This is a genomic window from Pelodictyon clathratiforme (assembly GCF_982375515.1).
Window position 1 is genome coordinate 1914833 of sequence record NZ_OZ455102.1, and the last position, 14616, is coordinate 1929448.

The window sequence follows — 14616 nt, forward strand, 5'->3', positions numbered from 1 at the left end:
AATAACCTCAAATGAGTGAACTGGAAAAATTGCTGGCATGGGGCGATCTACCCGTACCTGAAGTATTACATCAGCTTCCACACCAGCAGCAACAGGAAGTTGCAACCTGGGCAATCAATATTATCAGCAATAAAACAGAAGGGCTGGACGATCTCTACAACGCCATAAGCATGATCGTCAAATTCATCCCCAACTTCATGGTCATTCCGCTTATGGTCGAACACATCCGCCCACGGATTGCCGCCGAAGTATGCATCAAAATGGGCATTGACCAGGCAACCGGATACGCAAATGACCTGCCCCTGGAATATTTCAGCGCAGTTTCCAAGCACCTTGATGCCGAGATGATGGCCAGAATTCTCGAAAAAATGAAACGGCACACCGTCGAAAAATTCATCCACCATGAACTGCAGCAGTGCCAGACCCGTGTACTCGACATCGCCATACATCTCAATCAGCAACTCCTTGAAATCGTAGCAAAACTGGTTGCACTTCCCGAACCCTCAACCGATCATGACAACAATCCGCATGAAGCGGTGATTGAAAAAATCAGGGCCATGCAGTAATTAAAACCCTGAACACACTGAAATTGACCAAAAACACAACAACTCCATCGCCTAAAATTCAGAGACCATTTGTATATCTGATAAACAGAACAACGTTCAATCGCTGATGGAAAAGTTGCAACACGAGCGCTACTCTGGCTGAAAACCGGCAACTGGACAGATCCTTGAAGGCAACCCTATGGTAATAATCGTACCTCCCCCAGCAGGACACTCAACAGAAAGAGTTCCACCATGTTTATGGACAACAATGTCATAACAAATGCTTAACCCGAGTCCGATACCTTTTCCAGGTTCTTTTGTACTGAAAAACGGATTAAAAATATCTCTCCTGATTTCCTCCGGTATGCCTGGCCCGTCATCGGTAATTGAGCAGAAGACCTTGCTGCCCTCGAACCAGGTATGAAGCGCGATTGTGCCGGGAGAACTCCGATTCTGTGACTTGATTGCATGTGCACTATTGACAATCATGTTGAGAAAGAGCTGATTAATCTGTTCCGGATTACAGTATACCGAAGGAAGCACTTCATCAAACCTGGTTTCAATCCCGGCAATGTCACGATATTCATGACGGGCAAGAATAAGCATATCACGGAGTCCCTGATTGAGATCGAACGAGACCCGCTCATCAGGAGCGTGAGTTATGGAGAAATTCCTCATGCTGTTGATAATGGTTGTCATACGCTCGAAACCATTATTTGACTCGGAAAAGATCATCGGAATATCATCAAGCAGCATATCAATGTCAAGCTCCGCCTCCATTCTGCGTAGCTTTTGCAACGCGGGAGCCAAAAATCCACCCATCGACTCCACTTTTCCTGTAATCTCCCGGTACTCGTTTACAAGCAACAAGAGATCGTCAAAATATTCCTTCTGGGTCGAAAAGTTGATCTTGATAAAATTGAGCGGATTATTCAGCTCATGGGCAATACCGGCAGCAAGCTGACCAATCGAGGCAAGTTTTTCATGCAGAATCACCTGCTGATGCATTATTTCAAGCTCTCGGGTACGTTCTGCAATACGCTCTTCGAGTGTCTTGTTAAGATGAAACAGTTTTTGTTCAGCCAGCTTGCGTGCAGTAATTTTGGTACTGGTACCGATAATCCGGTAAATACGACCATAATCATTGCGAACCGGATTAAGAACCGTCTCCCACCAGCTCACCTTACCCATGAATTGCAAATTCTCTTCAAAATGTATGGAACTGCCTCGACGCACACAGGCATCGTAGTTACCGATAAACTTTTGAGCAATTTGAGGAGGAAAAAGCTTTTCGGGTGTTGCTCCAACAAGCTCCTGATTGCTTATTCCTGTCAGTTGTTCATTAAGCGGATTATGGCCTTTATACTGATAGGAACCATCTGGAAGGACGTCAACAACAAAAATGGAATGATTGACCTCCTCATAGATACTTTTGAGCAACAGCCCGTTTTCAAGCAGCTCCTGCTCGTACTGTTTACGCCTGTTTTCATTCTTTTTGCGCTCTGTAACATCACGGATCAGCCCCATCATGCCCGATAAATCCTGCCCCTGAAAATAGTGAACATGAACTTCCCCGTAAAAAAAATCTCCGTTCTTTTTCCTGAACCTGAACTCTACAACCTGATCGATCAAGTCATCCTGCAAGGTTTTATTGAATATGAGAAGCGCTCCCGGAATTTCATCTTCAGCAAGATACTCGGTAAAGTGATCCCCGATAACCTCCTGGGGGGTATAGCCAAAAATCTTTTCAATAGCCTGTGAGGCATAGGTCAGAATTCCGCTCCTGTCAGAAACAAAAACCACCTCAACCATCTGTTCCGTAATCGTACGAAACTTCAGTTCACTGTCACTCAATAGTTTTTCGGTCTTTTTGCTCTCGGTGATATCAAAAACAATAGCATAAAGAAATTCCTTTCCCGTAATCTCTATCTTGCTCGAGAAGACCTCCACATCACGCACAGAGCCATCCGAACGGCAATGACGAAAGAAAAAGCGGTTTTGCTTTGCTGAACGGCTTTTATCAAGATTATTCTGGATCTCTTCAACAGTGATCGGATTGATTTGCCTGATATTCATCTTCCTTAGTTCCTCAACAGACCACCCATAAAAGTCTGCTGCCGCACGATTGGCGTCAACAATATTGCCCGTATCAGGATCGAGAAGAATCTTGACCGCTGCATGACTTTCAAACAGCTTCCTGAAACGCTCTTCACTGATGCGCAACTCCTGCTCAGCCTGATTGCGTTCAGTGATATCATGAATGACTGAATAGAGAAACGCTTTGCCCCCAATCTCAATTCGGTTACTGAACACCTCCACATCCCGCACAGAGCCGTCAAAAAGGCGGTGGCAAAAAACAAATCGGTTTTGCTTCGATGAACGGGTTTTTTCCATCTCTTTCAGCACAACATCCGGTGAAAGAAGATTGATCTGCTGAATATTCATCTTCCTGAGCTCCTCAATCGACCAGCCATAAAAGCTGGCGGCTGCACGATTGGCATCGACGATGTTAGCCGTATCAGGATCAATAACCAGCATCACGGCTGAATGTTCGTCGAAGAGTATCCTGAACTTTTCCTCGCTTTCACTCAGACACTCACCCGTTCGAAGAGAAGTAATCCGCTTCTCTTCCTCTCTCTCTTTCAGGAGCGCTTTCAATCGGGCATTTTCCTGCTCTAACCGGAGTAACTTTTTTTCCACCAAATTGATTATTTATCCTCTATTCCAGCCCATCTTGCATCACCATCAACCAACAATCACTTTTGTGACTTTTGTAACTTTTGTAACTTTTGCGACAAAAAGGTAACGATTTATATCGTATGAACCAATGAGTCCAGGACACGATCCCTACCCTGCAAACCGACTTACAAAAGAGGTTACATCCCAAGAAAAGCCCTCTTGACCTCCCTGTTATTCAGCAGCTCCTCACCTGTTCCGGTAAGCACAATCGCTCCGGTTTCAATGACATATCCCCTGTGGCTGATGCTCAGTGACTGATAGACATTCTGCTCAACAAGAAGAACCGTAACACCACTCGCATTAATGGTACGAATAGCGCCAAAAACCACCTCCGTAAAGAGAGGCGATAATCCCAGACTTGGTTCGTCAAGAAGCAGGAGCTTCGGATTACCCATCAATCCCCTTCCAATGGCGAGCATTTGCTGCTCCCCGCCAGACATGGTTCCACCCAGTTGATTACGACGTTCAGCAAGTTTCGGAAAAAGGGCAAAGACCCGATCAAGGTTTATCTGACGCTCTTTCTGGTGCAGGTAGCCTCCCATCATCAGATTTTCGACAACGGTCATATCAGGAAAGATCTTTCGTCCCTCCGGAACATGCACAATCCCTCGCTGAACAATAGTGTGCGCTGCAAGAGTACGAAGCGATTCATGATTAAAGGTGATGATACCGGTTGATTTGATAATCCCCGAGATTGCTTTAAGCAGGGTTGATTTACCGGCACCATTGCTGCCAACAACAGAGACAATCTCTCTCTCCGCAATCGTAATGTTGACGGAGCACAGAACAGGCATTTCACCGTATCCCGCATGAAGATTTTGAATATCAAGCATTGTATCCACCTCCAAGGTATGCGGCTATGACATCAGGGTTATTGGTAATCTCTTCGGGCGTACCTTCCGCAAGCTTTTCCCCGGAGTTCAGCACAACAATCCGGTCGCAGATTGAGGTAACCGCTTTCATATCATGCTCGATAAACACAATGGTCGCCCCCTGCTTCCGAACCCGGCGGATGATTTCAAGAATGGTATCGGTTTCGGTATGATTCAACCCGCCACATATTTCGTCAAGAAGCAGCATTTTCGGATGGGTAGCCAGCACACGCGCAAGTTCAAGCTTTTTCTTCAGTCCTATAGGCAACGATCCGGCAAGTTTATCGGCATAATCACTCAGGCCAACTGCCTGCAAATTCTCCCTTGCAATCGCCTCGGCATCCCGGGTAGCATTGGTGATGGCAAAGGCGCCAATCATGACATTCTCCAGCACTGTAAGAGTTCCCAGCGGCTTGACCCTCTGCCAGGTTCGTACCATGCCCAGACGGCACACTTCGTCAGGACGCAGGGCATTGATTTTTTTGTTATCAAAGATTACATCTCCGGCAGTTGCCGGATAAAAGCCGGTCATACAGTTAAACAAGGTGGTCTTTCCTGCACCGTTCGGCCCGATAAGACCGAAAATCTCTTTCTCATCAACAGAAAAACTGACATCAGAAACAGCGACATTACCGCCAAAATGTTTACTGACATGACTGATATGGAGAAGATGCTGTATCATTTCACCCTCCGGAAAAGCCCAAGAATACCTTTGGGCAGATAAAGTATGCAAAGCACCGTAATGATACCATAGACCAGTACATGGGCGTGAGCCAGGTTCTCTTTCAAAAAGAGCCCCATGCCTGAGGTTTCCGATACCAGACCAGCCTTGACCAGAGCATCCCCAATAAAATTTGAGCGCAACATCTCGGCAAGCGGCACAAGCAAAACCGCCCCGATCACCGGCCCCCACAGGGTTCCAACACCCCCGATAATTGCCGTCAGAATGATTTCAATAGAGAGCCGAAGATCAAGAACTGCCGAGGTATCAATAAAGCGGATATAGAGACCATAAAGACTTCCCAGAACAGAGGTCAGGGCTGCGGATATCAGCAACGCCTTGTTTTTGTAAAAGGAGAGATTAATGCCCAATGAAGCTGCTGCATCCTGATCCTCGCGGATTGCCTGTAAATAGAACCCCGTCTTCGATTTCCGAAGATAGGCCGTTATACCAAGGGAAACCACAAGCACCAGCAACATCCCGTAATAAAAGGGATTCTTGCTGTTCAGGTCAAGCCCCCACAAAGAGAGATCCGAGAGCAGAATCCCCTGTGCGCCTCCCGTAAACTCAAAATTGAGCACCGAGAGCCGGACAATTTCAGCAACAGCAATGGAGGCCAACGCAAAGTAATGACCTCGCAACCGAAACACAATGCTTCCGGTAATGAGGGCAATAATGCAGGCAACAACCATACCTGCCGCCATGCAGAGAAGCGGGTTGAGATTGTAGAGCGTGATCAAAATCATGGTGGTATAGGCGCCAGCCCCGAAATAGGCGGCATGACCAAAGCTGTACTGCCCGGCATAACCGCCAAGAAGATTCCACGCCGAAGAGAGCGCCGCCATCATCAGCACCGAAATCAATATTCCCGTGAAATAGGGATTCTCCCCCATGAAAAGCGGCACCACAGCAGCTATTGCCGCAAGGATAACGATAAGTGCAATCTGTTTCATTACTGCTCTCCTTTTTTACCGAACAACCCTTGCGGACGAAGAAGCAGAACCGCAAGAAAAAGTACAAAGACCACAACATCCTTCCAGTCTGTTGAGATGTATGTCGATGACATTGCCTCAACCACGCCGATAATCAGCCCGCCGACTCCAGCTCCGATAACCGAGCCAAGACCGCCTAAAACACAGATCGTAAACGCCTTCAGCAGAAAACTGTGCCCGGCAAGCGGATGAATATAATAGGTTGGCGCTATCAGTGCACCTGCGGTCGCAGCCAGAGCCGTACCAATACCAAAGGCGATTGCACTCATTTTAGCAACATTGATGCCCATCAACTGAGCAGCCTCCCTGTTTTGGCTCGTTGCCCGCAGAGCCATGCCAGTACTGGTTTTTAAAAGAAAAAGAGAGAGCAGTGCCGTAATCCCGCAGGTAATGAGAAAGGAGATCACCAGGGGAACAGAGAGGAAAATGCCTCCGGGCAAATTGTATGCGCTGCTTGAATAGGAGGTCGTCAATATCTTCGGATCACTGGTAAATGCCAGAAGTGCAGTATTACTCATGATAAGACCAAGACCAACGGTCAGGAGAATCTGGTTTTGATGGGGATGATGGATAACACGATTGATAAAGAGCTTTTCCAGCATAAATCCGAACAAAAAGGCTACAGGCATAATCAGCACCAGCGACAGATAGGGATCAATATGCAGCAGGGTAAAGGCAAAATATGCCAGATACATGCCAAGCATCATCAAATCACCATGAGCAAAGTTACTGATATTCATGACGCCAAAAACAAGGGACATCCCTATTCCGGCAAGAGCATAAACCCCACCGGTCAGTATTCCTGAAAGTAACGATTGAAAAAACAGCATGATAGATCTCCCCGTAAAATGAACTGATCAGCCAGCGAACCCATTTCACAACAATAACGCAACAAACCAACAGGAAAAAAGCGCCTCCAGCAACGTTCCGGAGGCGCCAGATTTCCAGTTGCACTCTGAACAGATGCAACTGCGACTTAACGCTTGAAGGGATAGATTAGCTTCTTTTTGCTGAACTGAGCAGGATAGACCGTTTCATACTTACCGTTTGCAATCTGCTGCACCAGCATCGGATGGTTGTTCTGATTGGTAAAACCGCCATAGTCAGCAAATTTGACTGGCCCCATAATACCATTCCAATATCCTCCCTTAAGAGCCGCCTGAAGTTTCACGGCACTTTTGGTGGCGGATGCCGTAATCGCCATAATCCTCATGGCTTCATAAGCACAGGCCGCATGATAGGAGGGCTCCTTCGCATATTTTGCCTTGTAACGAACTGCAAAATCGGCCGCACCCGGCCAATTGACATCATCAGTCCACTGGGTAGCAGAAATAACAAGATTGGAGATTTCAGTCTGCTGGGCAAACTGAGCCGTTGTATAACCGGCACCCGCGCCAAGAAAAGCCTTTGGTGTAAGTCCGATCTCCCTGGCCTGGCGCATCAGCAGAATAGCATCAGCATCATACGACACCAGAAAAACAAGATCAGGATTAGCCGCCTTGACTTTTGCGAGTGAAGAGCGGTAATCGGGTTGCCCCTGCTGATACTTTTCGTTGGCAACCTCCTTCAACCCCATTTTCAGAGCATTCTCCTGGGCAGTCTTGACCGTCGATACGCCAAAATCAGTTGCGGCATAGACATAGGCGATCGTCTTCGGTTTGTAAGGCGCCACCGCTTTCATCAGCACACTTGAATAGACATTGGCAGGAGCATTCAGGCGGAAAACATTCTTATACCCCTTCATGGTGATCTCCTCCTTGGCGGCTGCAGGAACAAGCAGCGGCACCTTATACTGATCAGCCCTTGAGGCAACAACATTTGCACACCCCGAGGTATAAGGGCCAACAACACCGATAACGGCATCACGAGTCACCAGCTTTTCATACGCCGCAAGAGCATTTTTCGGGTCACCGCCATCATCTTCCCTGACAAGCTCAACCTGAATTCCCTTGGCCTTCAGATCTTCAATTGCCATAGCCGCGCCATTGGTCAGATTCTCGCCAATTTGCGCCTCTTTACCGGTGATTGAGTTGATAAATCCTATCTTGACTGGAGCTGCCGATACCTGTAACGGGAAAGCCAACAGGGCGGCTGCGATAATCGATAAAAACTTCTGTTTCATGTACTGTCATCTCCTCTGGTTAGGGTTATTGACCTGCACTGAGTACTACGGATGAAGCTTTTGCTTGAGGGGTTGAAGGCTTTTGATGGTTCATAAAAAAAAACACTATCTGCAATCTACGACACATAAAAATAATAAGGAAGCCTGAGCCTCCTTTATTATCGACAAGATCCGTGATGGAAACAACAGAATGTCATCACGGAGATCATCGCAGAACAGGAGCAGCCGCAGACTCCTCTCTGATCACATTCGGCACACCAACCGCACCGGTATAAAAGACAACAAGAGATGCCGTTACCCTGCCGGAATTATAACCATTATGCAGGGTATTGATAACCTCAAGAATGGCATCACCCTTCCTGAATACAAAGGTACGACCATCTTTCAGCTCAACGGTAAGCTCCCCTTCCAGCATATAGGCATAAACCGGCACCGGATGCTTGTGCCAGCCAGTTGAACCCCCTGGAGGAAAATTGACTACAAGGGCCGTCACCTCTGGCTGGGCCGTCTGCAGATAGACCAGCGGATCCCCATTACTCGACGTTGACGAGGTGATCAGTTTCTTTACCTCAACATTCCGGTACTCCTCACCATTTGCCGCACTGTTCAGGACAAAGAGCAAAAAAAGCGCGATAACACTCTGTACAACTCTCATGCATGCTCCTCTTTTTGAAAAATTAGCATTCTTCGGTGCGTATACTTTCGCCAGAAAATTCAGGCCTCAGCGTACACGCCACCCTGCAATATAATCAGCAGTATTTTAAAGTTTCACGACTGAATCGAGGGCCGCATGGATAAAACAAACCATAACTGCCCGCCCAAACCCCGACCATGAACAGATCGATCAACGGCTGAACGTCCAAGCCTCAACAGCGGTATTTCATAGCTATGAAACCAGCAAAACATTTGCATCTGATCATGCAATTCTCCAGATTGTTCCTGATACCCTATCCGTCAGAACGACCATAACGACTCATTGATGGGCAGTGAAATAACAAAAACAGAGTTCAGCGAGGAGGATTTCCGGCAGTTTCACCAGAATCTGAGAAAGGAAACACGGATTCTGATGGATTGGTTTTCCTCGGATCTCTTCGATAATCACCAGGAGATGTGCGGCTTCGAACTCGAAGCATGGCTCATCGATCAGCATTGCGCTCCGACTGCCAGAAACGAGGAGTTCCTCCAGCGGGTCAACAATCCCCTGGTTGTGCCTGAGCTCTCAAAATATAATTTCGAACTCAATATTGCACCGCATCCTCTGGATTGCCATCTCCCGGAATTTCTGAAAAATGAACTACAGAAGCTCTGGAATATCTGCACCATCAATGCCCTTGACATGGGGTGCAATACCCTTCTGACCGGTATTCTGCCGACCCTGCAAGACAGGATGCTGACGCTTGAGAACATCTCATCGCTGAAACGGTTTCACGCGCTGAACCACGAAATTCTGCGATCGATATCTCGTCACTCGCTTAAAATTCACATAGAGGGAGAGAAGGAGTCGCTGGATATCGTCCATCATGATGTCATGGCCGAGGCGGCAACGACATCACTGCAGATACACTTTCAGGTTCCCGTCAGCAAGGCGGCGGCTGTTTACAACATCGCCCATATACTGTCGGCGCCGATGGTCGCACTCACAGCCAATTCCCCGTTCCTCTTCGGCAAGGAACTCTGGGATGAGACACGCATTCCCCTGTTCGAACAGGCTGTAAAAACCCCTGCATTTGTTGATCTCTCCGGAAGAGTGGTTTCGCGCGTCACATTCGGACGGGATTACGTCCGTGATTCACTCAAAGAGGTTTTCCTCGAAAATCTCGACGGATTTCCGGCGCTCCTGCCGATCACTTTCGATCAGGATTTCAGCCTGCTGAACCATCTGCGGCTGCACAACGGAACCATCTGGCGCTGGAACCGCCCTCTGATAGGATTCGGTGAGGATGGTCGCCCTCATGTGCGGATCGAACATCGCGTACCACCGGCAGGACCTTCGATTCCGGACATCGTAGCCAATATCCTCTTTTTTTATGGCGCGACACTTCACCTGCAGCCCGAAGTTCCGCAGGCTGAGATATCGTTCGAACATGCTCGCTCAAACTTTTACGCCGCCTCACGCTTCGGGCTTGACGCCAGGGTCACCTGGAGTTCGGGAAACGCCATGCCCGTGGATACTCTTCTGCTGCAACAGTTGATCCCCGGAGCCATTCAGGCTCTTGCCGAACGAGGAATCGACAGTCATGAGCTGAAATACTACCTTGTCGATATTCTTGCAAGACGCGTAGCGACGCGACGGAACGGCGCCTGGTGGCAAAAAACCTTCATCCGGCGTCACGGCCCCGATTTCAGGGCGATGACCCAGGCATACCTCGAAAACCAGAGAAAAAACATTCCTGTACACGAATGGAGCATCTGAACCAGTATCATCCACCCGATCTGCACCTCTTCGATCGACTTCCCGACGGCTTCACCGGAATCGCGATAGAAAAGCTCGGCTCAATCCTGCCCGGCCCTTCGCTCATCCGTATCGATGGTAAAAAAGGGGCGCCACTCTTCGTTTCGATACTGCTGCACGGCAACGAAACCACAGGGTTTGCAGCCATGCAGCAACTTCTCACCGGGTTCGGGGCGCCCCACCGTCGGCTGCCGAGACCATTGCTGCTGTTTGTCGGCAACGTCGCCGCTGCTGTACGTGGCGTAAGGAAACTCGACGGGCAGGCCGATTACAATCGCATCTGGCAGGGAGAACGCTATCCGGAACACCTTCTTGCACGGCATGTTCTGGCGGAAATCGTCAAGGCTGCTCCGCTTGCCGGCATCGACCTGCACAACAACACCGGCAAAAACCCGCACTATGGCTGCGTCAACCGGCTCGACCAAAACTCTCTCTCTCTTGCCCGGCGGTTCAGCAAAACCATTGTTTGGTTTACCGAACCGCACGAAGTCCTTGCGGTCGCACTCTCCGCGATTTGCCCTGCGGTCACGCTTGAATGCGGAGTTTCAGGTGATGCGGCAGGGACAAAGCATGTAGAAAATTATCTCCGCCACTGCCTTGAACTGCCCGAGGAGAGCCTTTTCACTCCACCAGCGAATCACCATAACGATCTGTTCCATACCACAGCAAGGATACTCCTCTCTGAAGGCATACGGCCCGGATTCGGCCAGTTCGATGACAATACTGATATCTGTTTCCGTGAGGAGCTCGAAACACTCAATTTCGAGAGGGTGCCAGAGGGAACGGAACTGGGTCGTTACCTTAACGGGCAACCGCCGCTCATGGTCATAGACAACCTGAACCACGACGTCACCGACCGCTACCTTCTTTTCAGCGACAACCGCATTCTCACCAGAGTGCCGGTCGTGCCATCAATGTTGACCCGCGACGTGAAGGTTATCCTGCAGGATTGCCTCGGCTATATCATGGAGCCTTACCAGGCAAAAGAATAATCAGGCCGCGCCACCTGCATTCAGCTCACAAATGATCCTTCTGCCAAAACCACCGATTCATCAGCAAGAAATGTGCCTCAAATGTTTCGCATCTCCCCGAGTAAATCCGGATGGCGATCAATGAGTTTCAATAACTTGACCAGAGGAGCAGGAGGTCGGCTTTCACCTCTTTCATATCTGGAAAAAGCCATTTTCCCGACACCAAATAACAGCCACGCCATCCTGAGTTTAACCATATTTTACTATTGGTTACCGTTCAAGATAGCATGATTATGTTGCATCATGGATTTATGAAAAAAAATCTCAGGCAACACCGAAAACCGAGCTGCAATTGGCAAAAAACAGAATGCGGAGTACATAATGACATATGTCACCCCGATTTCTCCGGCTTTTCAGCATAGGAGAGAATATAGTCAAGGCCAGCGTAGACACTCTCTGCAGAGCGATGGAATGCTGATTTTGCAAACGTCCTGGCAACCGGAGGCAGCTTCCTGACAAACGTTTGATCTCTTGACAGATACTCATGAAGAGGCTGATAGACATCGTCGCGTATTGATTTGATCTCGATACTGACGAATCCGGCGCTCAAGAGCTTGCTGGTGTATGACGGAATCAGATAGTAGTTTTCCTGCGGAATATTGAATTTACCGGCCACAAGACTCCATGAAATCCATTGCTCCATCAGCCTGAAGGGATTACCGGACTGTTTGGTCGGGACAATGTCGGCCGTCACCAGCCTTCCACCCGGTCGTAACACCCGATACGCCTCCCTGAAAAAATCCTCACGGCTCCTGTAGTGGAAAGCGCTTTCCAGAGAAACAACCAGATCGATGGATTCATCTGCAATCGGCATCTCTGTTGCCGAACCTTCCCTCAAATCGATCATATTCCCGAGCCCTGCATCCACAACATGTATCCGGGCCCGTTCAACCTGAGAGCGTGTGATATTCAGACCGATGATTTTTTCAGGTTTCATGATCCTGGCCCAGAGAATATCCTGGTCGCCAAAACCATACCCGCAATCCAGCACCACATCACCTGCAACCATACCACCCCGTTCCGCCACCAGAAGAGCAAGCGCTTCACTGGCCTCATCGATGGTATCCGCATCCCGCCAGTAGCCAAGATTCAGATAGAGCCTGTGCTCGGTAAGAGAAGTGGTACCAATCAGATCATAGACTTCCGTTGTCTCCAGTCCGTGAAATGGATTGAGAAGCCAGTTGAGATATGCAAAAAAACGATCCGCTGTGTTGTCTGACATGGTTTTTATTCTTTTCCGATGAAGAGATCAATGTCGCTTGCGATGGCTGGCTATCCCGACAGTTGTTCGAGAAAACGCCTGCGCAACTCATCGGACGGCAACATGCATTGCTCTTTTTTTCCGAACAACTGATACCGGTTCTGCGCTATCAGATCGTACATCACATCCCGCAGGAGTTCGGGAACCGCCTGGAATACGGTGAGCAGATTCCATGGCATGTCGAGTCTGGAGGCGATTTCAATGGCAGCGGCACTTCGGGTAAAGGCGCGGTCACCCCTGACAAGAACGACAGTGTCAAGACGCGACGTATTGATGCCAAAATGCTTGAGTAACGACGCTCCAAGAGGAGACTGGGCCGGAGTGAAAGAGAAATGCCCGGCAGTATCGTGCTCAAAAATAAAATTCACCAAAAATTCGCACAGATTGCAGACACCGTCAAAAATGACAATGTTTTCCGGAAGAGCGGCAAAGGACTTATGCATCTGTTTCAAGATAACGTTCACGATTGCATTGAAGACTTCCTGACAGGGTACGGCTCTTTTTTTTTATAAGGCCCCTTCAATGGCGTCAAGGGCTCCAACATTCATCTACTCAGACCATCAAGCCCGGAGCTCCAGATAGCTAATGTTCAGGTTTTCATAAAGATGACTGAAACGAACAACTCGAAAACCGATGAAGAAGTTCCTGATGCCAGGGGTTGAACCACGAGTTCCCGCGCAACGCACGGAAATCTGTGTTATCATCGTACCGGTCTCCTGCCACTCCCGAATGTTCCCTCTATGTCGGATAATTTCCGACAGTAACGTTGCCCTGGTAAACAGTCGCGCGACCCTCCTGTCGTGGTAACACCAGCTTGACCGAGCGGTTACAACAGTCGTTGGGCTATCAGACACCAGATGATGTCTATGCTTCTGCATCAGGCGGTTGAGCAAGGATTGTGGATAAATTCGATGAAATGGGGCAGCGCCTTTCCGCTGCATGAACAGGTCAGGCTACCAACTTAAACTCAACCTCTTTTTGTCTACCGGTTGGGGTCCACTTCAATAATCGCCTTGAATTCCTGAACCACTCCCCTGAATCCGTTCATCAGCAGGAAATATGCCTCAAACGTTTCGCATCTCCCCGAGTAAATCCGGATGGCGATCAATGAGTTTCAATAACTTGACCAGAGGAGCAGGAGGTCGGCTTTCACCTCTTTCATATCTGGAAAAAGCCATTTTCCCGACACCAAATACCGATGCAAGTTCAGCCTGGGTAAGATTGAGTTTTTTACGGATACGACGAATGTCTTCCCCGACATCCCCCTTCACCGAACGTAACAACCCGGCCTGCGCCTCTGTATAACGCCGATAACTCTCGTCGTCCCAGACACCTTCGCCGCAATGCGAACAGAACTCTCCATGCATTGCATGCAACGTCAGCGATTGCCCTCCATAAGCAAGCGTTTCATCAAGAACTTTTTTAACCATATCGGGATGGCCGCATACAGGACATTTCATCTGAACCTCACTTCATTTTGCCTTAAACTGAATAACAGGCGGTCTTCCATCAACATAACCGGTAATTTTGATATAAACAGCCACGCCATCCTGAGTCTCACCATGATAGACATCCTGCCATAGTTGATGGTCGGCATGAGTTGTCATAGATTTGTAAAAATCTGATCGTGAAAGAGAAAGCACGACCAAGCGCATCTCAACCTCGGTTAAACCCAACGACAAGCCGCCACGTAATGCTGCTACAGTAAACGGTCGGGAGTTTTCATCGGCGACGATAGCTTGAACCTCGTCGAGATGGTAATGTGGTGTTCGTTTCTCCAATTCAGCACATTTTATCCATTTTGATTAATTTAATCATTTAGGATAATTCTGCAAAAATGTAATCAGATTGCTGACTGAAACTGAACTATGAGCACTATAG

General features: G+C 48.5%; 15 protein-coding genes. 3 read left to right on the plus strand and 12 right to left on the minus strand.

What is annotated here, in order from left to right:
- Positions 1 to 11 precede the first annotated feature (11 nt).
- Complete coding sequence (locus AC56AD_RS09200; protein WP_012508539.1) at positions 12 to 566, plus strand: hypothetical protein; 555 nt, start codon at positions 12 to 14, stop codon at positions 564 to 566.
- 129 nt (positions 567 to 695) lie between these two features.
- Here the strand turns inward: AC56AD_RS09200 and AC56AD_RS09205 are convergent, their stop codons facing one another.
- From AC56AD_RS09205 to AC56AD_RS09235, 7 genes are all read right to left on the minus strand, one after another.
- On the minus strand, positions 696 to 3245 hold the full coding sequence (locus AC56AD_RS09205) for a PAS domain-containing sensor histidine kinase (RefSeq protein ID WP_012508540.1): 2550 nt from the start codon (positions 3243 to 3245) through the stop codon (positions 696 to 698).
- Between the two features lie 176 nt (positions 3246 to 3421).
- Positions 3422 to 4117 (minus strand): ABC transporter ATP-binding protein, encoded by a 696-nt coding sequence (locus tag AC56AD_RS09210; RefSeq protein ID WP_012508541.1) that lies wholly within the window; start codon positions 4115 to 4117, stop codon positions 3422 to 3424.
- The gene (locus AC56AD_RS09215) at positions 4110 to 4838 is read right to left on the minus strand and encodes an ABC transporter ATP-binding protein (protein ID WP_012508542.1); all 729 of its coding nucleotides are present in this window, start codon (positions 4836 to 4838) and stop codon (positions 4110 to 4112) included. Before AC56AD_RS09215 ends, AC56AD_RS09210 begins: the two co-directional genes overlap by 8 nt.
- A complete protein-coding gene (locus tag AC56AD_RS09220; RefSeq protein ID WP_273277895.1) occupies positions 4835 to 5830 on the minus strand; it encodes a branched-chain amino acid ABC transporter permease in 996 nt (331 codons plus the stop codon). The genes AC56AD_RS09215 and AC56AD_RS09220 overlap by 4 nt, the downstream gene beginning before the upstream one ends.
- Positions 5830 to 6699, minus strand: coding sequence for a branched-chain amino acid ABC transporter permease (locus AC56AD_RS09225; RefSeq protein WP_012508544.1), 870 nt, complete (start codon positions 6697 to 6699; stop codon positions 5830 to 5832). The genes AC56AD_RS09220 and AC56AD_RS09225 overlap by 1 nt, the downstream gene beginning before the upstream one ends.
- A 146-nt stretch (positions 6700 to 6845) precedes the next feature.
- Positions 6846 to 7991 (minus strand): ABC transporter substrate-binding protein, encoded by a 1146-nt coding sequence (locus tag AC56AD_RS09230; RefSeq protein WP_012508545.1) that lies wholly within the window; start codon positions 7989 to 7991, stop codon positions 6846 to 6848.
- Between the two features lie 205 nt (positions 7992 to 8196).
- A complete protein-coding gene (locus tag AC56AD_RS09235; RefSeq protein WP_012508546.1) occupies positions 8197 to 8646 on the minus strand; it encodes a cupin domain-containing protein in 450 nt (149 codons plus the stop codon).
- Positions 8647 to 8970: 324 nt separating this feature from the next.
- On the opposite strand from AC56AD_RS09235, the gene AC56AD_RS09240 reads away from it, so the two are divergent.
- The gene (locus tag AC56AD_RS09240; protein WP_012508547.1) at positions 8971 to 10404 is read left to right on the plus strand and encodes a glutamate-cysteine ligase family protein; all 1434 of its coding nucleotides are present in this window, start codon (positions 8971 to 8973) and stop codon (positions 10402 to 10404) included.
- A complete protein-coding gene (locus tag AC56AD_RS09245) occupies positions 10392 to 11435 on the plus strand; it encodes a M14 family metallopeptidase (protein WP_012508548.1) in 1044 nt (347 codons plus the stop codon). The genes AC56AD_RS09240 and AC56AD_RS09245 overlap by 13 nt, the downstream gene beginning before the upstream one ends.
- Before the next feature lie 77 nt (positions 11436 to 11512).
- On the opposite strand, the gene AC56AD_RS09250 is transcribed toward AC56AD_RS09245, so the two are convergent.
- The 5 genes from AC56AD_RS09250 to AC56AD_RS09270 all read right to left on the minus strand — a co-directional run bounded on the left by AC56AD_RS09250 (position 11513) and on the right by AC56AD_RS09270 (position 14516).
- Positions 11513 to 11671: a type II toxin-antitoxin system MqsA family antitoxin gene (locus AC56AD_RS09250; protein ID WP_012508549.1), complete on the minus strand. Its 159-nt coding sequence runs from the start codon at positions 11669 to 11671 to the stop codon at positions 11513 to 11515.
- Positions 11672 to 11805: 134 nt separating this feature from the next.
- Positions 11806 to 12696, minus strand: a complete 891-nt coding sequence (locus tag AC56AD_RS09255) for a class I SAM-dependent methyltransferase (RefSeq protein WP_012508550.1) — start codon at positions 12694 to 12696, stop codon at positions 11806 to 11808.
- A 50-nt stretch (positions 12697 to 12746) separates the two neighbouring features.
- Complete coding sequence (locus AC56AD_RS09260) at positions 12747 to 13178, minus strand: thiol-disulfide oxidoreductase DCC family protein (protein ID WP_012508551.1); 432 nt, start codon at positions 13176 to 13178, stop codon at positions 12747 to 12749.
- Between the two features lie 621 nt (positions 13179 to 13799).
- Positions 13800 to 14195, minus strand: coding sequence for a type II toxin-antitoxin system MqsA family antitoxin (locus AC56AD_RS09265; RefSeq protein WP_012508553.1), 396 nt, complete (start codon positions 14193 to 14195; stop codon positions 13800 to 13802).
- 12 nt (positions 14196 to 14207) lie between these two features.
- Positions 14208 to 14516 carry a type II toxin-antitoxin system MqsR family toxin gene (locus AC56AD_RS09270; protein ID WP_012508554.1) on the minus strand — a complete coding sequence of 103 codons (309 nt, stop codon included), beginning with the start codon at positions 14514 to 14516 and terminating at the stop codon, positions 14208 to 14210.
- Between the last annotated feature and the right edge of the window lie 100 nt (positions 14517 to 14616).

Coding starts and splice junctions, on each gene's coding strand:
- AC56AD_RS09200 (WP_012508539.1), top strand. CDS start 12: ATGAGTGAACTGGAAAAATTGCTGGCATGGGGCGATCTACCCGTACCT.
- AC56AD_RS09210 (WP_012508541.1), bottom strand. CDS start 4,117: ATGCTTGATATTCAAAATCTTCATGCGGGATACGGTGAAATGCCTGTT.
- AC56AD_RS09215 (WP_012508542.1), bottom strand. CDS start 4,838: ATGATACAGCATCTTCTCCATATCAGTCATGTCAGTAAACATTTTGGC.
- AC56AD_RS09220 (WP_273277895.1), bottom strand. CDS start 5,830: ATGAAACAGATTGCACTTATCGTTATCCTTGCGGCAATAGCTGCTGTG.
- AC56AD_RS09225 (WP_012508544.1), bottom strand. CDS start 6,699: ATGCTGTTTTTTCAATCGTTACTTTCAGGAATACTGACCGGTGGGGTT.
- AC56AD_RS09230 (WP_012508545.1), bottom strand. CDS start 7,991: ATGAAACAGAAGTTTTTATCGATTATCGCAGCCGCCCTGTTGGCTTTC.
- AC56AD_RS09235 (WP_012508546.1), bottom strand. CDS start 8,646: ATGAGAGTTGTACAGAGTGTTATCGCGCTTTTTTTGCTCTTTGTCCTG.
- AC56AD_RS09240 (WP_012508547.1), top strand. CDS start 8,971: ATGGGCAGTGAAATAACAAAAACAGAGTTCAGCGAGGAGGATTTCCGG.
- AC56AD_RS09245 (WP_012508548.1), top strand. CDS start 10,392: ATGGAGCATCTGAACCAGTATCATCCACCCGATCTGCACCTCTTCGAT.
- AC56AD_RS09250 (WP_012508549.1), bottom strand. CDS start 11,671: ATGGTTAAACTCAGGATGGCGTGGCTGTTATTTGGTGTCGGGAAAATG.
- AC56AD_RS09255 (WP_012508550.1), bottom strand. CDS start 12,696: ATGTCAGACAACACAGCGGATCGTTTTTTTGCATATCTCAACTGGCTT.
- AC56AD_RS09260 (WP_012508551.1), bottom strand. CDS start 13,178: ATGCATAAGTCCTTTGCCGCTCTTCCGGAAAACATTGTCATTTTTGAC.
- AC56AD_RS09265 (WP_012508553.1), bottom strand. CDS start 14,195: ATGAAATGTCCTGTATGCGGCCATCCCGATATGGTTAAAAAAGTTCTT.